This window comes from Candidatus Sordicultor fermentans, from assembly GCF_012728195.1.
Classification (GTDB): domain Bacteria; phylum Atribacterota; class Atribacteria; order Atribacterales; family Caldatribacteriaceae; genus Sordicultor; species Sordicultor fermentans.
The window spans coordinates 1-23,943 of the sequence record NZ_JAAYFP010000033.1; the positions used below are offsets into that span (position 1 = coordinate 1).

Genomic DNA, 23,943 nt, shown 5'->3' on the forward strand with positions numbered 1-23,943 from the left:
AAAGAGCGTCTAATTGCTTGAATTCTTCAATAGCCGAATCGGGTAAAGTTTCTCCTGTTTTAAGATAATGTTCTCCTCCAAAGGGATAAAAAATAGTAGTGTAAGAAAAGCCTGACTTTTTAGAAACAGCTTCTAAAACCTTGAGTCCTTCTCTTACTACTTCTGGTCCTGTCCCATCTCCGGGTATCACGCCCAGGCGATAAGTTTTCATTTTTTTCTCCTTTCTGTTGTTTTTGGTCTATATTTTATCATTTTCCTTTTACTTTTGCTGACTTCGTAACTGTCATCAAACATTTCTTACCCATCTTTAGCAATTATGCTGATGAACTGTCATTCTTCCTGAAAAATTAATATTTCAAATTGCCGAGTGCGCATAGTACAGTTTTTTGGGATTATGAGGGGGGTTTCCCCCTCTCGACAAAAATTGAATAATGAGTTAGGCTATATTGGATTGACTTTTCGATATAATACCTTGCTCAGAAAAGCGAGCGATGTCCACCTTTCTTTATATTTTCTACTATAGAGGAGAAGAGTTAAAATTGAATATTTGTCGAAGAGAGAAAAAGAGAAAAGCTGATTATATAGCGAAGAAAAACATTTTCCGCTCTGTTCTCCTTTTTGGCAAATAGCCTCTTCTTCCTTGCCAGGATAAAATATGAGATGAGAGAAGAAAACTCCTTAGTAAAAAATACCTTAGTAGTGGGAATTGGCACCTTTCTTTCCCGGATCTCGGGTTTTTTTAGGGAAATTTTAATTTCCTCTTCCTTTGGGGCTACCTGGGTTACCGATGCCTTTCTAATTGCCTATACCATTCCCAACCTTTTACGCCGACTTTTTGCAGAAGGAGCACTGAGCACCTCAGTAGTTCCAGTTTTTTCTCGCTATGGAGAGGAAAAAAAGTCCTCTCAAGAATTTATTTCTGCTTCTTTTACTGGCTTTACTTTAATTGTTTCATTGGTTTGTATTCTGGGAATGGTTTTTTCCCCACTGCTCGTGCATCTCATAGCAGTGGGATTTCGAGGTGAGGTAGAAAAGATATCTTTAACTACCGATTTTACCATTATTATGTTTCCTTTTCTTCTTTTGATTTCCTGGTCTGCTTTGCTTATGGGTTTTCTTAATACTTTTCGTATTTTCAGCTGGTCAGCAGTGGCACCGATTTTCTTTAATCTGGGAGCTATTTTCTCTATTTACTTCTTTAAGCCTTTTTTAGGCCCTTATGCCTTAGCCTGGGGGGTAATTTTGGGAGGGATTGGTCAATTTCTATTCCAGATTCCCCCTCTTTATCGAGCGGGTTTCCGTCTCCACTGGGATTGGAAGTTCTGGAAAAACAAAGGATTCCGACAAGTTATTGGTCTCATGCTTCCAGTTAGCTTTTCTCTGGCAGTATCCCAGATCAATACCATAGTAGATAGAGTTATTGCTTCCACCTGCCAGGAAGGAGCAGTATCTGCTCTCTATTTTGCTGATAGATTAATGGAGCTACCTCTGGGAGTCTTTGGAGTGGCACTTTCCGTTGCCATTTTACCGTCTCTTTCTCAAAAGTTTGCTGGGGAAGAGGAAGAAGAATGGAAAAATACTTTAGCTCAGGGGATGCGGTGGATTTTATTTTTGATGTTGCCCGTAGCTGCTTTCCTGGTAATTTTTTCTACCCCCCTTGTGAAATTGGTTTATGAAAGAGGGGCATTTGATTTTATAGCCTCTTCTATGACTGCTCAGGCCTTAATTTTTTATTCTCTGGGGTTGCCCTTTTTTTCTTTAAATCTTCTCCTTACCCGGGCCTTTTATTCTCGAGGAAATACCAAAACCCCGGTTAAGGTTAGTTTGATTGCAGTATTTTCTAACGTAGTTTTGGATCTTCTCCTGGTTAGATGGATGGATTTCAGTGGTCTGGCTTTAGCCAGTTCTCTGGCTGCCTTTTTGAATTCTTTTTTGCTTATTTTATGTCTGAGTCGGGTGTCTGAGTCGCTGGAAATTAAAACTCTTTTGCCTGGAAAATGGATGGGGAAAATTTTAGCTCAGACCACAGCTTTTATTTTTTTCTGCCACTTTCTCCAGGGAAGGCTTTATTCTGGAGGAGAAGGTAAAGGTTTGCTTTCCTTTATTGGTATAATAGTTTTAGTTAGTGGATTTTATTTTTTGCTTACCATTCTTTTTCAACTGGAGGAGGGACAAACTATTGTTTATTTGTTTCGCAACTGGAGGAATAATGCTGGCTAATGGATAGAAGTAAAATTAGAAACTTTGGTATCATTGCTCACATTGACCATGGCAAATCAACTCTCGCTGATAGGATTCTGGAAATCTGCAGGGTGGTGCCCAAGGAAAAAATGAAAGAGCAATTTCTGGACCGTATGGATTTAGAAAGAGAAAGAGGCATTACCATTAAGGCCAAAGCAGTGAGGATGGAGTATTTTTCCCCTCGGGACGGGGAAAAATACATCTTAAATTTAATTGATACCCCCGGGCATGCCGATTTTAGCTATGAAGTTTCGCGAAGCTTAGCAGCTTGTGAGGGAGTTTTATTGGTGGTAGACGCCTCTCAAGGGGTAGAGGCTCAGACTTTAGCTCATGCCCGTCTTGCTATTTCTCAAGGTCTTGTTATTCTCCCGGTAATCAATAAAATCGATCTTTCTTCTGCTGATCCAGAAAGGGCCATGAGGGAAGTGGAAGCTATTTTGGGAGAAGACCATCTTCCCTTTACTCTGGTGAGTGCCAAATTGGGAACTGGAGTGGAAGAACTAATAGAAAAGATTGTTCAATTCATTCCTCCCCCTCAAGGGGAAGACTCTCCTTTTCTTCAAGCATTAATTTTTGATTCGATTTATGATTCCTACCGGGGGGTTATTCCTTTCATTCGGGTAAAAGAAGGGAAAATTAAAAAAGGGATGGAAATCATGATGTTTTCCACTCGCAAAAGCTTTTCTGTTTCAGAGGTAGGAGTTTTTACTCCCGAAAGAACAGAAGTAGATAGTCTGGGTCCTGGAGAGGTAGGTTATGTGGTTGCTAATATTAACCAGTTGGAAGATAGTCAGGTGGGAGATACCATTACTTCTTCCTCGCACCCCTCTCCTTCTCCCATTCCAGGATACAGAAAAATAAAACCTCTGGTTTTTTGTAGTTTTTATCCAGTGAGCTATGAAGATCATTCCAAATTAAAAGAAGCTTTAGAAAGATTGCAGCTTAACGATGCTGCTCTAAGCTTCGAAGCTGATTTTTCAGAAGCTCTGGGTTTTGGTTTCCGTTGCGGCTTTTTGGGTCTCCTGCATATGGACATAACCCAGGAAAGAATGGAGCGAGAGTTCGGAGTGGAAGTGGTAGCTACTGCTCCCCACGCAGTATATCATGTTTTGACTAAAAAAGGAGAGGTGCTAGAGGTAAGGTCTCCCAAGGATTTTCCTCCTCCTTCAGAAATAGAAGAAGCGGAAGAACCTTATGTAGAGATGAGTATAACCGTTCCAGCAGAATACTTAGGGGGAGTAATGGACCTCTGTCAATCTCGGCGGGGGATTTTTAAAGACATGATTTATTTAAGTGAGAAGTTTGTTCTTTTGAAATATGACCTGCCTCTCGCGGAAATTTTACTCGATTTCTATGACCGTCTAAAAGCGGTGAGCAGAGGCTATGCCAGTTTGGACTATGAGTTTGCAGGGTATCGCCCGGCAAACCTAGTAAGAGTGGATATTCTAGTTAATCGAGAAAAAGTGGATGGCCTTTCTTTTATTTCTCCAGAAGAGAATGCTTATTACCGGGGTAGAGAGTTGATTTCCAGATTGAAGGAACTTATTCCCCGGCAACTTTTTACCATTTCTTTGCAAGCAGCTGTGGGGGGAAAGATAATTGCTCGAGAAGATATACCAGCCTTGCGCAAAGATGTGTTACAAAAGTGTTACGGTGGAGACATAACCAGAAAGAGGAAACTCCTGGAAAAGCAAAAAGAGGGCAAAAAGAGAATGAAAGCGGTGGGCAAAGTTAAAATTCCTCAAGAAGCTTTTCTGGCAGTGATGAAAAGCGAGAAATGAAAAAGCTATCTCTTTATTTTCATTTTCCTTTTTGTGTTAAAAGATGTCGTTACTGCGACTTTGTTTCTTATCCTCGAAGGGACCGACATACTCATCTTAAATACAAAAAAGCAGTTTTTCAAGAAATAGCTTTGAAGGTAGAAGAGGAAGGCCTCCGGGGAAGTGAGTTGTCTACTGTTTATCTGGGAGGAGGAACTCCTTCTTTGTTATTTTCTGAAGATGTGGAAGAAATACTTAATTATCTCCGGCATTTCTTTGCTTTCTCGTCTTCTATAGAAATAACTATGGAGGTGAACCCGGAAACGGTAAATGGAGACAAAATAAGAGCTTTTCGAGAAGCCGGAATCAACCGATTCAGTGTAGGAGTTCAATCTTTTAACCCTCATTTTTTATGCTTTTTAGGTCGTTCTTCCTCCCTGGAACAAATTGAGAATGTTTTGTCCTGTATGGGAAAAATTAATTGCTCCTCCTGGAGTTTAGACCTTCTCTATAGCTTACCTTTCCAGAGTTTTCTGGAGTGGCAAAGGGAAGTAGAGAGTGCTCTTGTCTATCATCCTCCTCATTTTTCCATCTATGATCTTACCTTTTCTCCCCGGGTTCCTCTTTATCAATTTGCTAAGCGCCACCCCGGGATTTTTCCTTCTTCTGATGAAGAAGCTCTCTATTTTGAATGGGCAATGGAAAGATTAGACAGCGAAGGATATAGACATTATGAGATTTCTAATTTTGCTCAACCCGGAGCGGAGTGCCGCCATAATCTCAATTACTGGAGTGATGGAGAATACTTAGGGGTAGGGACTTCGGCGTGGTCTTACCTGGGAGGGAGAAGACAAAAAAATACCAGTAGCTTAAAGAACTACTTTACGCGCTTGAGGGAGGGAAGAACTCCTCTTACTTTTCAAGAAGAACTTGCCCCTCACCAAAAATTAACAGAAGATATTATGCTCCGGTTAAGGACTGAAGAGGGAGTAAAAACTTCTTATCTTTTAGCGCAATACAAAAGAGAGGAAGTAGAAAGCAAGTTAAAATGTTTGGAATTTTTGTCTAAAGAAGGCTTTATAATTAAAGAGGAAGAAAGGTTTTATCTTTCTCAAAAAGGAATGCTGGTGGCTAATCAAATATTTCAAGAAATTCTTGATTGAGGAGGGTAGTTGTGTTATTGTAAATTATGATACCAATTAGAGATGAGTTACCAACCCAGAAGCTTCCTATAGTAACTGTATCTATCATTGTAGCTAATGTGGTATGTTTTATTTACGAATTACTCTTAGGTCCTCAGCTGGAAACTTTCTTTTTCCAGGCGGGATTGGTTCCGGCAGTTTTATGGGGTAAAGTTCGTCCTTTAAGTCCTTTTATCCACCCTTTTCTCACTATTTTTACTTCTATGTTTCTTCATGGTAATCTCTTCCATCTTCTGTCTAACATGCTCTATCTCTGGATTTTTGGCAACAATGTGGAAGATTTTTTAGGCCATTTTCATTTTTTACTATTCTATTTGGGCTGTGGTCTCGTGGCAGGCCTCTCTCATGCTCTGATTTTCCCTTTCTCTACTATTCCTACAGTGGGAGCAAGTGGTGCTATAAGTGGAGTGATGGGTGGATATTTAATACTTTTTCCCTTTGCTCGGGGGCTGGTTTTGGTGCTATGGGGGTTTTTCTTTACTGTGGTTCGAGTTCCGGCGGCTCTGCTTCTGGGCATCTGGGTTTTTTTCCAATTAATTTATAGTTTAACTTCTCTTCTTTCTCCCACTTTGGGGGGAACAGCGTGGTTTGCTCATCTGGGGGGGTTTGCTATGGGTTGCTTATGGTGTAAAATAGCTTCCAATCACTATGAACGTCAGGTCTATTGGTGATAACTATAGAGAGTAATAAATCGATAGGGAGGAATGGTTAAGTGTTGGTAGAAGAAATTATGTTACCTGAGGTTATTATGGTAAACGACTTTGATCTGATTGCTGATGTCATAAGATTTTTGGCCCGGAGAAAAGTTAATGGAGCACCTGTTGTAGACTTGGAACAAAGAGCCGTGGGCTACTTTTCTTCTTCCGTTTTTTTCCGGCAGGTTATAGAATTAGCTCAAAAAGAAGTAGCTATTACTGGTAACTTTGTAGTCGCCATTAGAGAAAAAATCAAGGATTTTTCCTCTCGGGAAGTTTCCGAATTTATGAGTGCTGATTTTGATTATCTGGAAGCAGACGAAGGGTTGGAAGAGGCTATAGATTTACTGCTTGATACTGATTTGGAACTTGTGCCCGTGATGCAGGGAGGGAAAATTGTAGGGGTGATAAATCACAATAGCGTCTTGCAATATTTTATGGAAAAAAAATAAGGGAGGTGTAGGAAGATGAATAAGAAAACCATTCGAGATATTCCTCAAGAAGAGCTTAAAGGAAAAAGAGTACTGGTGAGAGTGGATTTTAATGTTCCTCTGGATGAAAACCGGCAGATTACCGATGATACGAGGATTGTAGAAAGTTTGCCTACTATAAAGTATCTTAAAGAAAGAGGAGCTAAAGTTATTTTGGTTTCTCATCTGGGCCGCCCTAAAGGCAAATTCACTGAAGAACTTAAAATGGATCCTGTGGCCCGGCGGCTGGAAGAACTCTTAGGGGAAAAAGTTTATAAAGTAGATGATTGTATAGGAGAAAAAGTGGAAGAGGCGGTTTCTAAGCTAAAAGAAGGGGAAATACTTCTTCTCGAAAATATCCGCTTCTATCCCGCAGAAGAAGCCAACGATGAAGAGTTTGCTCGAGCTCTTTCTCGCTTGGCTGATATTTACGTTAATGATGCTTTTGGAACTGCTCACCGAGCCCATGCTTCCACTGCCGGAGTGGCTAAGTTTTTGCCTGCCTATGCCGGGTTTTTGATGGAGAAAGAGCTGGAAGTTCTGGGGGAAAAACTCAATAATCCGGTGCGACCGTTCTTGGCTATCCTAGGAGGAGCCAAAGTGTCAAGTAAAATTGGAGTGATTAGAAGGCTTCTGGAAAAAGTTGACGTTCTTCTTTTGGGAGGAGGGATGGCTTATACTTTTGTTAAAGCTTTAGGCTATGAAGTGGGTAATTCTATTGTGGAAGAATCTATGATAGGAGAAGCCTCTGATGTTATACGGATAGCTCGAGAAAGAGGAGTGCGTCTGGAGCTTCCAGAAGATTTTGTAGTGGCTCCGGAAGCTAAAGAAGGGGTAGAGTATAAGGTGGTAAAGTGGAACCAGATCCCTCCTGATATGGCAGGGTTTGACATTGGTCCAGAAACGGTGGAGAAATTTGGTCGTTACATTCAGGAAGCTCGAACTATTTTCTGGAATGGACCTCTCGGGGTTTTTGAGATAGAGCCTTTTTCTCGAGGGACAGTGGCCATAGCCAAAAAGATTGCCCAAAGCGGTGCTACGAGTGTAGTAGGCGGTGGAGATACTATAGCTGCTATTAAGAAGGCAGGGGTAGAAGATAAAATTACTCATATTTCTACCGGTGGCGGTGCTTCTTTAGAGTTTTTAGAAGGGCGAGTTTTACCCGGAGTGGAAGTATTACAGGATAAATAGTTTTGGGAGGTCAGGAGCTCGAGAGAGTTTGGATTATTCTCTGCCAGTGAGTTCCTGGCCAATATATTCGATGACATTGAGGACATTTTTTGAATTGAGAAAAGGTTAAAGAAACGAAAAGAGGGACTTCTCTCTTAGCTTCTTCCTGGTAGATGTCAAAGAGTAGTTCATTGCAGTGGGGGCAACGGGGAAAGGGAGTAGGATAAGGAAGATGAAAAGCTTTTATGACTTCTTGAACTTGTTCTTCTACCCGGGAAGAAGAGATGAGGTAAGCAACATCAGAAGCACCTTCTGCTAAAGCTTTGTCTCTGGTGAGAAGAATTCGATGTTCAAAACGGGCTAATGCTACTATTTTGGGGTCGTCCAGATATCGGGAGTACTTGGTATCGTATCCTAAAATTCTCAGCCATCGAGCTAACTTACCTAACATGCAATCAGCTAAAAATTTGGGGAAAACCATGTTATTATTTTAACATGATAAAGTAATTTGCTGTTGTGGAGGTCTGAAAATTATGCCGAATACCAAACCACCTTATTTTTTAGGTATTGATGTGGGAACTCAAGGATTGCGAAGTGGTATCTTTGATGCTCGTGGTAATGTGGTAGCTCTTTCTTTCTATTCTTATCCTGAACATCATCCTCGTCCGGGATGGGCAGAACAAGATCCTGCTGATTGGTGGAAAGCGATTCAAGATACTGTTCGTCGCTGCGTTATACAGGGAGAAGTGCAACCGGAAGAGATTGCCGCCTTGAGCGTGAGTGCTAGTTCTTGCACCGTGCTTCCTGTAGACCAATTTGGTAATCCTAAACACCGGGCCATTATGTGGATGGATGTCCGGGCTTTTGAGCAAGCAGAGAGAATTAATGCTACTCATAACCCTGTTCTTCGCTATGCAGGAGGGAGTGAATCGCCGGAGTGGATGATTCCAAAGGCTTTGTGGCTTAAGGAGAATTTACCTGATGTTTTTGCTAACTCTGACTATTTGGTAGAATGCCAGAATTGGATAGTTTTTAAACTTACTGATCGCTGGGTAACTTCCTTGAATAATGCTATTTGTAAATGGAATTATTGTCCCCCTGAAGGAGGGTGGCCAGTTTCTTTATTGCGAGAACTTAACTTTGAAGAATTGCTGGATAAGTGGCCCCGGGATTTAATCCCGGTAGGGGAAAGAGTAGGGGAGCTAACCAAAAGAGCAGCTTCTGATTTAGGACTTATCCCGGGTATCCCTGTTATTCAAGGAGGGATAGATGCTTATGCCGCTATGGTAGGATTAGATGTAGTTCATCCTCATAGATTAGCCATGGTAATTGGTTCTTCTACCTGTCATCTGGCTCTGTCTGATAGTCCTATTTTCAGTACCGGTATCTGGGGACCTTACCAGGGAGCAGTACTACCTGATATGTGGATTTTAGAGGGAGGACAGAGCTCAACCGGCTCTATCATCAAATGGTTTAGGGATAATTTTCTGCAGGAGGAGTTCAGAGAAAGAGAAGAATTGGAGAACATTTTTGATGCTATGGATAGGATGGCGGCTCAAATCTCTCCCGGTTCTGATGGTCTTTTAGTGTTAGATAATTTCCAGGGTAACCGTAGTCCTTATCAGGATCCTCTGGCTCGAGGTGCCATTTGGGGGCTTTCTCTGAGTCATACCCGAGCTCATATTTTGCGGGCTATATACGAAGGCACAGCTTACGGAACATTTCATATTCTGGAAACTTTAGCCCGGGATGGTTTTCAGGCGGAGGAGATATATGTAAGTGGAGGGGGAGCGAGGAGTAAGCTGTGGTTACAAATTCATGCTGATGTGGCTGATATTCCTATTTACCTGACCACTGTGGAAGAAGCCAGTACCTTAGGAACGGCAATTTATGCCGCTGTGGGAGTGGGTTTTTATGGAAGTATTCCCGAAGCTACCCTCAAAATGGTGCAAATATCAGGTCAAATATATCCTTGTCAACAGAACAGGGAGATTTATCATTTTTATTATGAGCAATATGTTAAAAGTTACTGGCAACTCCGAGATCTGATGCATCGGGTTTCTACTAGGCTGGGAACCACTCCAGAGGCTTAATTCACCCCCCCGGGGCAGTGCTCTTTTTTTATAAATATTTATGTGGATGACCATAATTTTAATCTGTTTTATAATTGACGGAAATTGGAGGTTTAGAAAACCATTTTCTTGTAGTGGGTATGGAGAATGAATATCCTATCTTCAAAACCACTCCAACTGTGGAAACTAAAAAGCGGGAGGAAGCAAATGCTGGGGAATAAAAGTATCAACAAGGATAATCACTTAGAAATTGCCGGATGTGATGTAGTAAGTTTAGCTCAAACTATGGGGACTCCTCTTTATGTTTATGATGAGGCTCTACTCCGTTCTAATATGCAGGAATATGAGAAAAGTTTCAGGGAAAACTATCCCCATTTTTCCCTGGCTTATGCAGGTAAAGCTTTTTTGTGTTCGGCTTTGTGCTCCATAATAAAAGAGGAAGATTGGTGGTTGGATGTAGTGTCAGGAGGAGAGTATTATCTGGCCTCTACCGCTAATTTCCCGGTAGAGAAAATTATCTTTCATGGTAATAATAAAACTAATGAGGAACGCCGCCTGGTTCTCCGGGAGGGAGTAGGGCGGTGGGTGGTGGATAACGAAGTAGAGCTAAATCTTCTCCTGGAGGAAGCTTCATCGTATGCTTCTTACAAAGTCCCTCTTTTTTTTCGTCTTACCCCCGGAGTCGACCCCCACACTCATCAGTATATCACCACCGGTAAAATCGATAGTAAGTTCGGTTTTCTCTTAGGAGAGGCAGAAAATGCTATATTAAAAGCAATTCAGTCGGAAGATTTAGAAGTGTGGGGTCTACACTGTCATATTGGCTCACAAATTGACCATATAGAGCCTTTTTTGAAGGCGGCAGAAGTTATGCTCCAATTTATGGTTGATTTTAGGAAAAAGCACGGTTTTGTGTTTCGAGAATTAGACCTGGGAGGAGGATTAGGAGTTCCTTATACAGATGAGGAAAAAAGCCGTTTTCCCTCTTCTCATTTTTATGTAAAGGAAATAAGTGAAAAAGTAAAGGAAATGTGCGGGGAGCTTTCTTATCCTTTACCTCGTCTTTATATAGAGCCGGGTCGATCGGTCGTTAATACTGCCGGTAGCACCATTTACCGCGTGGGGAGCGTGAAAGAGATTCCGGGAATTAAAAAATATGTGGCTGTAGACGGAGGAATGACCGATAACCCTCGTCCTGTTTTATACGGTGCTAAATATCAAGCTCACATTGGTAATCGAGTAGCAGGAGAAAGAGAGAAAGTTTCTGTGGTGGGAAAATGTTGTGAATCGGGAGATGTTTTAATAGAAGAAATTGAACTTCCTTCTCCTTCTCCCGGGGATGTTTTAGTAGTGGAAGCCACTGGAGCTTATAATTATTCTATGGCTTCCAATTATAATCTTATTCCTCGCCCCGGGGTGGTTTTTATCCGGGAGGGTGAGCCGGAATTGGTGGTGCGGCCAGAAAACTGGTATGATTTAGTGAGAAGAGACATTACTCCTCTGGAGTGATAAAGAAGGTGAGAGATAATGAAAAAGATTGGAGTATTTTTAGTAGGAGCAGCGGGCAAAATGGGGAAAGAAATAGTAAGAGCTATCCATAAAGAAGAAAATATAGTTTTACGAGGAGCTGCTGATAAACAAGAAGTGGGCAGAGATACAGGAGAGGTATCGGGCGTGGGACCTCAGGGAATTATAATAGAGGAAAATTTAGCTGAAGCGATAAATAGAGTAAAGCCAGATGTTATTTGTGATTTTACCCACGCTTCAGCTCTGCGGGAAAACCTTCCTCTATTTCTGGATTATAAAATTCCTCTGGTGATTGGAACGACGGGTTTAAGTAGTGAAGAAATAGAAACTCTGCGCCAGAGTTGTGAGAGAGAAGGGATAGGTTGTGTAATTGCTCCTAATTTTGCTCTGGGTGCGGTATTGATGATGCATTTTTCTCGCATCGCTGCTCGATATTTGGAGCGAGCAGAAATAATTGAATATCATCACCCTCAGAAAAAAGATGCTCCTTCAGGAACAGCGATAAAGACTGCTCAGGGGATAGAGGAAGTTAAAAATACTCCTTTTTCTGATAAAAGCGAAGAGATATTATCCGGGGCACGAGGAGCACTTCTGGGCTCTGTGAATATCCACAGTGTGAGATTGCCTGGGCTTGTAGCCCATCAGGAAGTTATCTGGGGAGGAGAGGGAGAGATTCTCACCATAAGACATGATTCTCTTAGTCGGTCATCTTTTATGCCTGGAGTGATGATGTCCATTAAGAAAGTTTATGAGGAACCCCGATTTTATTACGGATTGGAAGAAGTTATAGGTCTTACCTCTTGATAGATGTGATAAAATTTACTTCAAATTGAGGAGAGGAAAATGCAGTTTGTAAAAATGCATGGTTTAGGTAATGATTTTATTATTTTCTCTGAAGAGGAGACCGGAGGGGTCTCTTCCTGGCCTTCTTTTTCTCTAAAAATTTGTGATCGTCATAAAGGGGTGGGAGGAGACGGAGTGATTTTAGTTCTATCTTCCTCAGTGGCTGACCTCCGGATGCGTATTTTTAACTCTGATGGTAGTGAAGCAGAGATGTGTGGTAATGGAATTCGCTGTCTGGCTAAGTTTGCCTTTGAGCGGGGGATAGTAAACAAAAAGGAGTTCACAGTGGAAACTAAGGCGGGCATCATCATCCCCCGGATTACAGAAGAAGAAGAGGGGAAGGTAAGGAGGGTAAGAGTGAATATGGGAAAACCCCGCTTCCAACCCCGGGAAATACCTGTGGATTTAGAGGGAAAAGAGGTAAAGAATTACCCTTTAGAGGTAGAAGGTAGAACTTTCCTTATCTCTGCTCTATCTCTGGGTAACCCTCATGTGGTGATTTTTGAAATTCCTCGCGATTGGGAAAAATACGGGAGAGAAATCGAAAACCATCCTCTGTTTCCTGAAAAAACCAATGTAGAGTTTGTAGAGGTAAGAAACAAGAAAGAGGCGGTGGTTAAAGTCTGGGAAAGAGGAGCAGGGGCCACTCTGGCTTGCGGAACTGGCGCGGCGGCGGTATTAGTAGCTTCGGTAAGAGAGGGGAAATTAGACAGAAAAGCTGCTATACACTTGCCCGGCGGAACATTAGATGTGGAGTGGCAGGAGGAGGTCTACATTGAAGGACCGGCAGAAGAAGTGTTCTCGGGAGAAATTAATGAGGAGGTAGAGAAAGAATGGAAGTTGCTCAGCGTATAAAGAACCTTCCTCCCTACCTTTTTGCTGAAATTGAGAAAAAAGTAAATCAAGCTCGAGCGGAAGGTAAAGAAATTATTGATTTGGGGATTGGAGACCCTGATATTCCCACTCCCTCTTTCATTGTAGAGCGGTTATGTGAAGAGGCGTGGCGTCCTGAAAATCATCGTTACCCTTCTTATCAGGGATTAGATGCTTTTCGAGAAGCGGTGGTTTTATGGTATAAAAAAAGATTTGGTGTTGAACTGGATCCCGAGCAAGAAGTAGTCTCTCTCATTGGTTCTAAAGAAGGGATTGCTCATCTTCCCTGGTGTCTGGTAAACCCTGGAGATTTAGTTTTGGCCAGTGACCCGGGTTATCCGGTATATAAGATTGGTACAATGCTTGCCGGAGGGATACCCATTGAGCTTCCTCTTCTGGCTGAAAATGATTTTCTTCCCGATTTATATAGTTTTCCCGATAGTATATGGGAAAAGGTTAAAATAGTTTTTTTGAATTATCCTAATAATCCTACAGCAAGCATTGCTCCTCTTTCTTTTTTTGAGGAGATAGTAGAGTTAGCCCGACGTTATGATTTTGTAATAGCCCACGATTTAGCTTATTCGGAGATAAGCTACGATGGCTATCGAGCTCCTTCCATTCTGGAGGTAGAAGGAGCTCGGGAAGTAGCGGTGGAATTTCATTCTCTTTCTAAGACCTTTAATATGACGGGCTGGAGAATAGGTTTTGCAGTAGGCAATGAAAAAGTGATAGAGGCTCTGGGGAGAGTGAAAACTAATATCGATTCAGGGATTTTTAATGCCATTCAATGGGCAGGGGTGGAAGCTCTAAATAGGGTGGATGAGGTATTAAAAAATATTATTCCCGTCTACACCGAGCGCCGTAACCTGGTGGTGGAAACTTTTTCCTCATTGGGTTTTGACATCACCCCACCTCAGGCCAGTTTTTATTTGTGGGTTCCAGTTCCTCCAGGGTTTACCTCCCTGGAATTTACCAACTATCTTCTGGATAAATCTCAAGTAGTGGTTACTCCCGGGACTGGTTTTGGTAGGTATGGAGAAGGATTTGTTCGAATTTCTATTACTACTCCCTCTCCTGTTTTAGAAAAAGCTATGATGAGGATAAAAGAAACTTGGGATAGGTGAATGACCGTGAAAATAGTGGTACAAAAATTTGGGGGAACTTCAGTTAATACCCGGGAACTTAGAGAAAAAGCAGCTTTGAAAGTGCAGGAAACTCAAAAAGAAGGATTTTCCCCGGTGGTGGTGGTATCGGCTATGGGAAGGAAAGGAGCACCTTATGCTACCGATACTTTGATTTCTCTGGCTCGAGAGGAATTTTCTAATCTTGACCCCCGGGATCTAGACCTTCTTCTCTCTTGCGGAGAGATCATCTCAGCAGTAGTGATGTCTCAAACCTTGCGCCGGATGGGAATGAAAAGTGTAGCCTTCTCTGGAGCTCAAGCAGGTATCATTACCGATAATCATTTTGGCGATGCTTCTATACTGAGGGTAGAGCCGGATAGAATCAAAAAATATCTGGATAAAGGATATGTAGTAGTGGTGGCTGGTTTTCAAGGGGCAACGGAAGAAGGGGAAGTCACCACTTTAGGAAGGGGGGGAAGCGACACTACAGCGGTAGTTCTGGGGATTTATTTACAAGCTGATTATGTAGATATTTTTACTGATGTGAACGGAGTTTTTACCGCTGATCCCCGCATCGTTCCTGAGGCTCAAATTCTTCAGGGGCTAACCTACACTGAAGCTGCAGAGATGATTCAGCAGGGAGCAAAAGTTATTCATCCCAAAGCTATGAATCTGGCCCGGGAGTACCGGATACCTCTCCGAGTCAGGAGCTTAAGCGATGAAGGCAAAGGAACTTTAATCTGTGATATTTCCACTCTCACTAAAGAAGGATTGAGAATCCTTTCTCAGGAAGAGCCGGTTTATAGCATCGCTTACCGCCGGGGTTTAGCTCAAGTGCGAGTGAATTTGGGAGATTCGGAAAACGGAGAGCTAAAAATTTTTCAATCTCTGGCCCAGGAGGGCATCAGCATTGACCTGGTTAGCCTTTTTCCCGAAGGCACGGCGTTTGTAGTAGATGAGACGGTAGGGAGTAAGGTAGAGGAAATTTTGCGTCGGGAAGGGTTTGAGGTAAACCTGACTCTCCCTTGTGCTAAAGTTTCTCTGGTAGGTTCTGATATGGCCGATCGTCCGGGAGTAGTAGCTCAATTAGTAGAAGCCCTTAAAGATGCCAATATAGAGATTCTCCAGACTGGAGATTCTCATATTACCATTTCTTGTCTGGTTAAATCCCAGGATATGGAGAGGGCCATTCAAGTTTTACACCACAAATTTCGACTGGAAAAGGCGTGTTAGGGGGGAGCAAAAAGCAATGGGATATTTTGGCAGTCTTTTAACTGCAGCGGTTACTCCCTTTGACCAGGATTTAACGGTAAATCATTTTGAATTTCGGAAATTATTGCGGGCTTTGGTGGAAAATGGTTCGGATGGAGTGGTGGTTTCCGGGACTACCGGGGAATCTCCGACTTTATCCCGGGAAGAGAAACTCTGTCTCTTTGAAGTGGCTCTCGAGGAAGTGGGAGATCAGGCAAAAGTTATAGCAGGAACGTGCAATTACAATACTAAGGAATCCGTACTTCTTTCTAAAGAAGCGGAAAGTCTGGGAGTACATGGTATTCTGGCAGTGGCTCCTTATTATAACAAGCCCCCTCAAGAAGGGCTTTACCAGCATTTTCGTGCCATCGCTGAGGCAGTAAATATTCCAGTTATGCTTTATAACATCCCTTCTCGCACCGGAGTGAATATTGAACCAGAAACCATAGCTCGCCTATCAGAAATTCCGAACATTGTAGCCCTAAAAGAAGCAGGAGGAAGCACCGATCAGATTTCTCGAATTAAAGCTCTGGTTCCTCCTGATTTTTATCTTTACAGTGGAGATGATATCATGACTCTTCCCCTTTTAGCTTTGGGGGGAGTGGGAGTGGTAAGCGTGGCTTCTCATCTGGTGGGCAAAGAGATAAAAAAGATGATTCAGCTATTCGATGAAGGAAAAACTAAAGAAGCTCTGAAAGTCCATCTTGAGCTTTATCCACTCTTTAAAGCTCTCTTTATCTCCACTAATCCTATTCCAGTAAAAGCTGCTCTAAACCTGGCAGGGTGGAGAGTGGGAGGGGTTCGACCTCCCCTGTCTTCCTTAGAACAAGAAAAAGAGGAAAAATTAAAGTCAGTTCTGGAAAAATTCCACTTGATTTAATTACCAGAAAATGTTTAAATATCTATCAAAGCGATGATAGGGAAGAGATTAGCGTTATGGTTCAGCGAGGAAGGTAGGGTGCGAGCTTCCACCGTGGCGTTAAGGAAGATAGAGCCCTGGAGCTGACTCCGAAGAAAAGAGTTTTTCTCTAAGTAGGAGCTCCGGTTGAGCCGTTAAAACAAAGAGTATAGCAGGGTGGCACCGTGCACCAAGTGTTGCACCCCTGTCCGTCTTTGAAAACCTCGTCTAAAGACGAGGTTTTTTTATTGGTAAGAAGGAGGAATAATGATGGTACGTGTAGGAGTAATGGGAGCTACTGGATACACTGGTCTTGAGCTTTTACGCATTTTGGCTTACCACCCCGGTGTAGAAGTTTGCTGGGTAGGAAGTGAAAGTTTTCCGGGTATAAAATTGGAGGATTATTGTCTGGCCTGGCAAGGAAGAAGCAATTTGACTTTACAAAAGCAGGAAGTGGATAGTTTAGAAGGAATAGAGGCAATTTTTCTGGCTCTTCCCTCAGGAGTAGCTATGGATTATGTTCCTCCTCTTTTGCAAAAAGGGATACGGGTTATTGACCTGGGGGCTGATTTTCGCTTTAAAAACGTAGAGGTTTTCCAAAAATATTATCAGTTAGAACATCGTGTTCCTCACCTTTTACAGGAAGCAGTATATGGTATTCCGGAAATTTGTAGAGAGCGCTTAAAAGAGGCGCAACTGGTGGCTAATCCCGGTTGTTATCCTACTTCGGTGATTATTCCTCTGTATCCCTTTTTAAAAGAGGGAGTAATTTCACCTTCTATAATAGTGGATAGCAAATCAGGAGTAACCGGAGCAGGTAGAAAGCCTACTGAAGACAACCAGTTTTGTGAGGTAGATGAAAATTTCAAAGCCTATAAAGTGGGAGAGCATCGTCATCAGCCGGAGATGAAAGAACAGCTGGAGTTAGCTACCGGGAGGGAGGTCAACCTTATTTTTACTCCCCATCTTTTGCCCCTGAAGAGAGGGATTTTAACTACTGTTTATCTTACCCTGGAAAAAGATATAGAGGAGGAGGAGCTTTTATCTATATGGAAGGATTATTGGGGAAGGAAACCCTGGGTGCGGATTTTCCCTCTCCATCGTTTTCCTGAGCTGCGCTGGGTAGTAGGCTCTAACTTTGTTGATCTGGGACTCAAAAAGGTGGGAGAGAATCAGCTGATAGTAATTTCTGCTCTGGATAACTTGATTAAAGGAGCAGCCGGGCAGGCAGTGCAGAATTTAAATCTGATGTTTGGGAAAGAGGAAAAAGAAGGTTTGCCGGAGGATGTATTATACCCTTGAGGAGGTAGAGATGGAGAGCTGGAAAATTTTAGAAGGTGGATTGGATAATGTTTCAGGGTTTTCTTCCTATGGAGTACACTGCGGAATAAAGAAAGGGAAAAATGATCTGGCAGCTATTCTCTCTGATACACCGGCTGCGGCAGCAGGAGTTTTCACTCAAAATCGAGTTTCGGCAGCACCAGTTCTGGTTACCCGAGAGCATTTATTAAAAGAGAGAAAGTTACAACTGGTGGTAGCAAACAGTGGAGTAGCTAATGCGTGCACCGGGGAACGAGGAATAGAAGATGCCAGGAAAGTGGCTGACCTTGCTGCTCGTTATTTTAAGGTAGATCATCGGCTCGTAGCGGTGGCTTCTACGGGGGTGATTGGTGAATTTTTGCCTCTCACTAAAATAGAAAAAGGGATAGAAGAATTATCTCAATTGTTACCAGTGAAGAAATCGAGCAGGGAAGCAACCAAAGCTATAATGACTACTGATACTTTTCCCAAAGAGCGAGCTCTCTCTTTTTCCTGGGAAGGAAAAACTGTCCACCTGGGAGGAATAGCTAAAGGGTCAGGGATGATTAAGCCAAATTTGGCTACTATGTTGTCTTTTATAGTTACCGATTTAGGCATAGACGCTCTGGTTTTAGATCAAGTATTAAAAGAGGCGGTGAATCAAAGCTTTAATCGGGTGACGGTGGACGGAGATACGAGTACTAATGACATGGTATTGATTCTGGCTAATGGTAAAAGTGGAGTAGAAGTTAAGAAGAGTAATGATCCAGTTTTTTCCATTTTTCGAGAGGCTCTTTTTTGGTTAACTCAAGAGTTAGCTCGGGATTTAGCCCGAGACGGAGAGGGCGCCACTAAGTTTGTAGAGATAATAGTGCGAGGAGCGAGAACAAAAGAAGAAGCACAAAAGGGTGCTTTTACCGTTGCTGAATCTCCTCTGGTAAAAACTGCTCTTTTTGGAGAAGACCCTAACTGGGGAAGGATTATGGCTGCTCTGGGGCGAAGCGGAATAGAAATGATTCCCGATAAAGTTTCTTTAGAGGTTAACGGAGTTACTTTGGTAGAGGGAGGAATGAAGGCTAAGGGAGTGGAGAGAGAAGAAGCTCAGGAGGCGATGAAGAAAAAGGAGCTTAAAATTATTGTAGACCTGGGAATAGGAGAGGGAGAGTTTGAAGTGTGGACTTGTGATTTATCTCTGGAATATGTACGGATTAATAGCCATTATAGCTGACAGCAGCCTTATTGCCCCCAAAAAATTAAATACAGAATAAAAAGATAAAAATCACCGAGGGAGAAGGGAGAGAAAACAGACGGTCTGCGACGCAAGATAAAGGCAAAATAGATAAAAAAGATTCAGAAAAATAACGTTGGGAAAATATCCCAGCGTGCTACGACGTAAGACTAAAAGTATGAAAAACAAAAAATTAAAATTAAAAGGACAAGGATAACTGAGGAAGAAAATGCCTTCCTCAGTGAAGGGGAAAAGAACTCCCGGAATATGAGAGGGAAACACTCCCCTTCGATCCTCGGCGGCGAGGGGAGCAAGATAAAGTGCAAAAGAGAAAAATTACATGATGTTTGTGATTAATGATTATTTCCTGTAAATCAGGAGGAGGAAACTATGAAGATAGTGGTAAAAATTGGAGGCAAAAATATCGATTTTAAAAATGAGGACTACTTTCGAGTGCTTGCCCAATTAGTAAAAGAGGGGATAAGATTAGCTTTAGTGCATGGAGGAGGGCCTCAGATTACTAAATTCTTAGAAAAAGAAGGAAGAGAAAGCCAGTTTGTAGAAGGTTTGCGAGTTACTCCTCCCCAAGACATGGAAATAACAGAAATGGTATTGAGCGGTCTTTTAAATAAAATGTTGGTAGGTATTTTTCATCGTCAGGGAATTCCTGCTTGTGGAATAAGCGGAAGAGATGGTTTTTTGCTGGAAGGGGAAAAGTATTACCCTGCCTCTGGAGATAGAAAGGTAGACTTGGGAAGGGTAGGGGAAGTAAAGAAAGTGAATCCTCGCCTGGTGCACGTTTTGTGGGAGGGAGGATTTTTGCCTGTTATTTCTCCGATAGCAGCTGATAGAGAAGGAGAGAGCTTAAATGTAAATGCTGATTGGGCAGCAGCTCGCTTGGCTGTGGCTTTGCAAGCTGATAAGTTGTTCCTCTTTTCTGATGTTCCTGGAGTTTTACGGGATGTGGAGGATAGAGATTCTCTGATAGAAGTTTTGTCCTGGGCGGAAATTGAAATCCTGAAAGAAGAGGGGAAGATTCGGGGAGGAATGATTCCCAAAATAGAGATGGCTGAAGAAGCTCTACGGGGTGGAGTAAAAGAGGTATTTATTGGCGAGGGAAAAGAGATGGAAAACCTTCCTCTCTTTTTAGCGGGGGGGAAGATGAGGGGAACGAAGGTGGTGCTTTAAAGGCAGTCTGCGAGGGAGAATAAGGGGACAAAGTCCCCTTATTCTCCCTCGGGAAAAGCAAAAAGCAGACAGCCTATGAGGTAAGATTAAAAGCATGAAAATGTAGAGAAAAACAACTGAGGAAGACGAAGTCTTTCTCAGTACAAGAAAGAAGGTGAGGTAAATGACTTCTGCAGAAATCATAGAAAAAGAAGCACGCTATTTTTTGGGGACTTACAATCGTTTACCGGTGGTACTGGAGCGAGGAGAAGGATGCTACGTCTTTGATTTAGAAGGAAAAAGATATCTTGACCTCATGGCCGGGATCGCAGTAAACGTTTTAGGTTACTCTTTCCCCCCTCTCCAGGAAGCTATAAAAAGAGAAGTGGATAAATTACTCCACGCTTCTAATCTATATTATAGTGTACCTCAGGTAGAGTTAGCAGAACGCCTCGTGGAAAAATCTGGTTTCTCTCGGGTGTTTTTAGTTAACAGCGGTGCAGAAGCCAATGAGGTAGCTTTGAAAATGGCCCGTTTTTATCGCAAGAGGAAATATGGTAAAGGCTATAAGTTTATCTCCTTTTATCGCTCTTTTCATGGAAGAACTCTTTTGACTTTAGCTCTCACTGCTCAAGAAAAATTTCATCAGGATTTAGACCCCTTTCCTCCGGGGATAGAATATGCTACTCTTAACGACCTGCAAAGCGTAGAGAAAGTTTTAGATGAGGAGGTATGCGCCATCATAGTGGAGCCAGTACAGGGGGAGGGAGGAATTTATCCCTGTGAGAGAGAGTTTTTAGAGGGTTTGAGAAAATTATGTGATGAGAAAGACGTGATTTTGATTTTTGATGAAGTGCAATGTGGTATAGGAAGAGTGGGAAAATTTTTTGCTTTTGAGAGTTTTGGAGTCAGGCCGGATATAGTTACTCTAGCCAAAGGCTTGGGAGGAGGCTTGCCTCTGGGGGCGGTTTTAGTTGATGAAAAAGTTTCCGCTTCAGTTCATCGAGGAGACCAGGGAAGCACTTTTGGGGGGAACCCGGTGTGTGCGCGGTCAGCGTGTGTGGTAGTAGATGAGGTAAGCGAGGAAAATTTTCTTGCTGCAGTAAGAGAAAAGGGAAAATATTTTGAAAAACAGCTCAAGAAGTTAGTTTCTACTTTTCCAATAGCAAAAGAAGTTCGAGGTAAAGGCTTGATGTTAGGTTTTGAGGTTCCCGGAAAAGCAAAAAAAGTTGCTGAGGAGATGCTCAAAGAGGGAGTTTTAGTCAATGCCTGTAATGATGACGTGGTGAGGTTTTTACCCCCTTTAATTATCAATCAAGAAGAAATAGATGAGGGAGTAGAAGCATTGAAGAAAGTTTTAGAAAGAATATAGTTTTATGAAGAAGGAGGACCTAAAATGGGTCGACAGAAAGTAGTTTTAGCTTATTCAGGAGGATTGGATACTTCAGTAGCTATTCGTTGGCTGGAAGAGCAATTTAATGCCGAGGTTTATGCTCTTACTATTGATGTAGGCCAAGGTAAAGACGTAGAAGAAGTGCGCAAAAAAGCTCTGAGCATTGGAGCAAAGGAAGCACTGGTTTTTGATGCGCGGGAAGAGTTTTTAAATGAGTACGTTTTGCCCGCTCTATGGGCTCAGGCCATTTATGAAGATAGATATCCTTTGGCTACTGCTCTTTCTCGCCCTTTGATTGCCAAGTATCTGGTCAAAGTAGCAGAGGAAAAAGGTGCAACCATGATAGCTCATGGTTGCACGGGAAAAGGTAACGACCAGGTGCGCATTGAAGTTTCAGTGATGGCTTTGAATCCCGATTTACAGGTGGTGGCTCCCGCTCGGCAATGGGGGTGGTCAAGAGAAGAAGAAATTGAATACGCTCATGCCAATGGTATCCCGGTTCCCACCACTTTAGAGCAACCTTATAGTATTGATCAGAATATCTGGGGAAGGAGCATCGAGTGTGGAGTTTTAGAAGACCCGTTGGTTGAGCCGCCTGCAGAGGTATTTGAGTGGACGAGAGACCCGAAAGATGCTCCTTCGGAGCCCGCTTATTTAGAAATTGGATTTGAGGAAGGAGTACCTCGTCTTTTGGGAGGAGAGTATTACTCTCTTTTGAGTTTGGTGGAAGAATTAAATAAGATAGGTGGTGAAAACGGCTTTGGTCGAGTGGACCATGTGGAAAATCGGTTAGTGGGAATAAAATCTCGAGAAATTTATGAGTGTCCGGCAGCTTTAATTCTCCTTGAAGCTTACCGTGACCTTCAAAATCTGGTTCTTCCTCGAGAAGTAATCCACTTCAAGCCCCACCTGGAGGAAAAGTATGCACAATTGGTGTACGATGGTCTCTGGTATTCACCTCTTCGGGAAGCCCTGGATGCTTTTATGAAATCCTTTTTACCGCGGATGACGGGAATAGTAAGAGTTAAGCTTTATAAAGGTAGTATGCAGGTAGTGGGGAGAAAATCGGAATATTCTCTCTATGATTGGGGATTAGCTACCTATGACCGAGGAGATTTGTTTGATCATCAGGCCAGTGAAGGCTTTATTAAAATATGGGGTCTTCCCGCTCGAGTGCAGGCTACTCTAGAGAGAAGGAAAAAATCATGACCAACTTATGGGGAAGTCGGATGGAAAAAGGATTAGACCAGGAAGTGAAAGAATTTTCCACTTCTATTCCGGAAGATTTCTTCCTCTATAAGTATGATCTGTGGGGAAGCGCCGCTCACTGCAAAATGTTAGAAAAAGTAGGAATAATATCGGAGAAAGAGAGCAAAGAAATTTTGCGAGGCTTACGGGTGATTTTTCAGGAGATAGAGGAGGGGAAGGTAGATCCTTCCCCTTTTGAGGACATACATAGCCTGGTAGAAATCCGCCTTCGGGAAATAGCAGGAGAGAAAATAGGCGGTAAACTTCATACCGCTCGTAGCCGTAACGATCAGGTGGTTTTGGATGAGCGCCTGTTTCTGCGAGAGAAAATAGGAGAGGTTATAGAAAAAATCAGTTTTCTTCAGGAAGCCTTACTGCGAAAAGCTCAAGAAAACAAAGATGTGGTTATGCCTGGCTATACCCACCTTCAGCCAGCACAACCGGTTCTTTTTGCTCATCACCTTTTAGCCTATTTTTTTATGTTCCAGCGGGATATAGAAAGATTAGAAGATACCAGAAAAAGAGTAAACGTGCTTCCTTTGGGAGCAGGAGCGTTGTCTGGAACTTCGCTCCCTATCGATAGACAATATGTGGCTGAACTTCTGGCTTTTCCTCGAGTGCAGGAAAATAGTATGGATGCCGTATCCGATCGGGATTTTATTCTGGAATTTTTAGGAGGTCTGTCTATTTTGTTTCTTCACCTCAGTCGGTGGGGAGAAGAAATAGTTTTGTGGAGCTCTCCGGCCTTTCACTTTTTAGAAATTGACGATGCTTTCACAACCGGCTCAAGTATTATGCCTCAGAAAAAAAATCCCGATGTAGCGGAGCTACTACGAGGAAAAACCGGGGAAGTATTGAGCTCCTGGGTTAGTTTGGCTATCACTTTAAAAGGGCTCCCTCTCACCTATAATCGAGATTTACAGCAGGATAAACCCCCTCTTTTCCGGGCCACAAAAGAGACTCTTTCCTCTCTTCGCATAGCTGCTCGTCTCACTCAGAACATCTTTCCCGACCGAGAAAGTATGAAAAAAGCACTATCGGTGGGTTTTTTGACCGCTACTGATTTGTGTGAATATTTGGTAGGACAGGGAGTTCCTTTTCGCCGGGCTCATGCCTGGGTGGGAGAGATGGTGAAAAAACTATCTGCAAGCGGAAAACACCTGCGGGATTTGAAGAAGGAAGACTGGGGAGAGTATCAACATCTGTTCCCCGAAAATTGGGAGGAGATAATAGATGAGGAAAAGTCAGTGAGAAGGAAAATATCGGAAGGCAGCACCTCTCCTCGGGAGGTGGAGAGAGAGATAAAAATAGGAGAAGAACTTTTAGTTCAATCCCGAGAGAGAGTTTCCTCCTGGAGAAAAATAGAGCAAGAAAGCTGGGAAAACTTGATGGGTGGAAGTTGTGTTCTCTAACTTTTAAGATATACATTAAAAGAACTCAAAAAATATCAGTTTGTTCGTTTACAATTTGTGGATGTTTCGG

General features: G+C 42.5%; 21 protein-coding genes. 19 read left to right on the top strand and 2 right to left on the bottom strand.

The genetic code is table 11. The annotated features are described in order from the left end of the window. Window positions 1-211: isocitrate/isopropylmalate family dehydrogenase (locus GXZ17_RS01585; RefSeq protein ID WP_409375540.1), on the bottom strand; the 211-nt coding region annotated here is incomplete at its 3' end. A gap of 449 nt (window positions 212-660) precedes the next feature. On the opposite strand from GXZ17_RS01585, the gene murJ reads away from it, so the two are divergent. Genes murJ through GXZ17_RS01615 form a run of 6 tightly spaced genes read left to right on the top strand, consistent with a single transcriptional unit; the run spans window position 661 to window position 7,559 of the window. Then, window positions 661-2,220, top strand: coding sequence for a murein biosynthesis integral membrane protein MurJ (gene murJ, locus GXZ17_RS01590; protein ID WP_409375541.1), 1,560 nt, complete (start codon window positions 661-663; stop codon window positions 2,218-2,220). Continuing rightward, on the top strand, window positions 2,220-4,022 hold the full coding sequence (gene lepA, locus GXZ17_RS01595; protein WP_409375542.1) for a translation elongation factor 4: 1,803 nt from the start codon (window positions 2,220-2,222) through the stop codon (window positions 4,020-4,022). Before murJ ends, lepA begins: the two co-directional genes overlap by 1 nt. Beyond that, on the top strand, window positions 4,019-5,164 hold the full coding sequence (gene hemW / locus GXZ17_RS01600; protein WP_409375543.1) for a radical SAM family heme chaperone HemW: 1,146 nt from the start codon (window positions 4,019-4,021) through the stop codon (window positions 5,162-5,164). The genes lepA and hemW overlap by 4 nt, the downstream gene beginning before the upstream one ends. A gap of 26 nt (window positions 5,165-5,190) precedes the next feature. Continuing rightward, complete coding sequence (locus GXZ17_RS01605; protein WP_409375544.1) at window positions 5,191-5,874, top strand: rhomboid family intramembrane serine protease; 684 nt, start codon at window positions 5,191-5,193, stop codon at window positions 5,872-5,874. A gap of 41 nt (window positions 5,875-5,915) precedes the next feature. After that, window positions 5,916-6,350, top strand: a complete 435-nt coding sequence (locus tag GXZ17_RS01610) for a cyclic nucleotide-binding/CBS domain-containing protein (protein WP_409375545.1) — start codon at window positions 5,916-5,918, stop codon at window positions 6,348-6,350. A gap of 15 nt (window positions 6,351-6,365) precedes the next feature. Then, window positions 6,366-7,559, top strand: a complete 1,194-nt coding sequence (locus tag GXZ17_RS01615; protein ID WP_409375546.1) for a phosphoglycerate kinase — start codon at window positions 6,366-6,368, stop codon at window positions 7,557-7,559. A 10-nt stretch (window positions 7,560-7,569) separates the two neighbouring features. Here the strand turns inward: GXZ17_RS01615 and GXZ17_RS01620 are convergent, their stop codons facing one another. Further along, entirely contained in the window at window positions 7,570-8,019 is a 450-nt protein-coding gene (locus GXZ17_RS01620; RefSeq protein ID WP_409375547.1) for a Mut7-C RNAse domain-containing protein, read from the bottom strand. A gap of 52 nt (window positions 8,020-8,071) precedes the next feature. Here GXZ17_RS01620 and GXZ17_RS01625 point away from each other — a divergent pair, with 52 nt between their 5' ends. From GXZ17_RS01625 to argH, 13 genes are all read left to right on the top strand, one after another. Next, window positions 8,072-9,631 carry an FGGY-family carbohydrate kinase gene (locus GXZ17_RS01625; RefSeq protein WP_409375548.1) on the top strand — a complete coding sequence of 520 codons (1,560 nt, stop codon included), beginning with the start codon at window positions 8,072-8,074 and terminating at the stop codon, window positions 9,629-9,631. 186 nt (window positions 9,632-9,817) lie between these two features. Beyond that, on the top strand, window positions 9,818-11,119 hold the full coding sequence (lysA, locus tag GXZ17_RS01630; protein ID WP_409375549.1) for a diaminopimelate decarboxylase: 1,302 nt from the start codon (window positions 9,818-9,820) through the stop codon (window positions 11,117-11,119). A gap of 18 nt (window positions 11,120-11,137) precedes the next feature. After that, entirely contained in the window at window positions 11,138-11,941 is an 804-nt protein-coding gene (dapB, locus tag GXZ17_RS01635) for a 4-hydroxy-tetrahydrodipicolinate reductase (RefSeq protein WP_409375550.1), read from the top strand. Between the two features lie 39 nt (window positions 11,942-11,980). Next, on the top strand, window positions 11,981-12,835 hold the full coding sequence (gene dapF / locus GXZ17_RS01640; protein WP_409375551.1) for a diaminopimelate epimerase: 855 nt from the start codon (window positions 11,981-11,983) through the stop codon (window positions 12,833-12,835). Then, complete coding sequence (locus GXZ17_RS01645; protein ID WP_409375552.1) at window positions 12,814-13,977, top strand: LL-diaminopimelate aminotransferase; 1,164 nt, start codon at window positions 12,814-12,816, stop codon at window positions 13,975-13,977. Before dapF ends, GXZ17_RS01645 begins: the two co-directional genes overlap by 22 nt. Further along, a complete protein-coding gene (dapG, locus tag GXZ17_RS01650; protein WP_409375553.1) occupies window positions 13,978-15,210 on the top strand; it encodes an aspartate kinase in 1,233 nt (410 codons plus the stop codon). A 16-nt stretch (window positions 15,211-15,226) separates the two neighbouring features. Continuing rightward, a complete protein-coding gene (gene dapA / locus GXZ17_RS01655; RefSeq protein WP_409375554.1) occupies window positions 15,227-16,108 on the top strand; it encodes a 4-hydroxy-tetrahydrodipicolinate synthase in 882 nt (293 codons plus the stop codon). Between the two features lie 285 nt (window positions 16,109-16,393). Next, the gene (gene argC / locus GXZ17_RS01660) at window positions 16,394-17,428 is read left to right on the top strand and encodes an N-acetyl-gamma-glutamyl-phosphate reductase (RefSeq protein ID WP_409375555.1); all 1,035 of its coding nucleotides are present in this window, start codon (window positions 16,394-16,396) and stop codon (window positions 17,426-17,428) included. 10 nt (window positions 17,429-17,438) lie between these two features. Further along, window positions 17,439-18,653 carry a bifunctional glutamate N-acetyltransferase/amino-acid acetyltransferase ArgJ gene (gene argJ, locus GXZ17_RS01665; RefSeq protein ID WP_409375556.1) on the top strand — a complete coding sequence of 405 codons (1,215 nt, stop codon included), beginning with the start codon at window positions 17,439-17,441 and terminating at the stop codon, window positions 18,651-18,653. Window positions 18,654-19,043: 390 nt separating this feature from the next. Beyond that, window positions 19,044-19,841: an acetylglutamate kinase gene (argB, locus tag GXZ17_RS01670; protein ID WP_409375557.1), complete on the top strand. Its 798-nt coding sequence runs from the start codon at window positions 19,044-19,046 to the stop codon at window positions 19,839-19,841. Between the two features lie 163 nt (window positions 19,842-20,004). Next, complete coding sequence (locus GXZ17_RS01675) at window positions 20,005-21,192, top strand: aspartate aminotransferase family protein (protein ID WP_409375558.1); 1,188 nt, start codon at window positions 20,005-20,007, stop codon at window positions 21,190-21,192. A 24-nt stretch (window positions 21,193-21,216) separates the two neighbouring features. Further along, window positions 21,217-22,422: an argininosuccinate synthase gene (locus tag GXZ17_RS01680; protein ID WP_409375559.1), complete on the top strand. Its 1,206-nt coding sequence runs from the start codon at window positions 21,217-21,219 to the stop codon at window positions 22,420-22,422. After that, window positions 22,419-23,873: an argininosuccinate lyase gene (argH, locus tag GXZ17_RS01685; RefSeq protein ID WP_409375560.1), complete on the top strand. Its 1,455-nt coding sequence runs from the start codon at window positions 22,419-22,421 to the stop codon at window positions 23,871-23,873. The genes GXZ17_RS01680 and argH overlap by 4 nt, the downstream gene beginning before the upstream one ends. Window positions 23,874-23,943 lie beyond the last annotated feature (70 nt).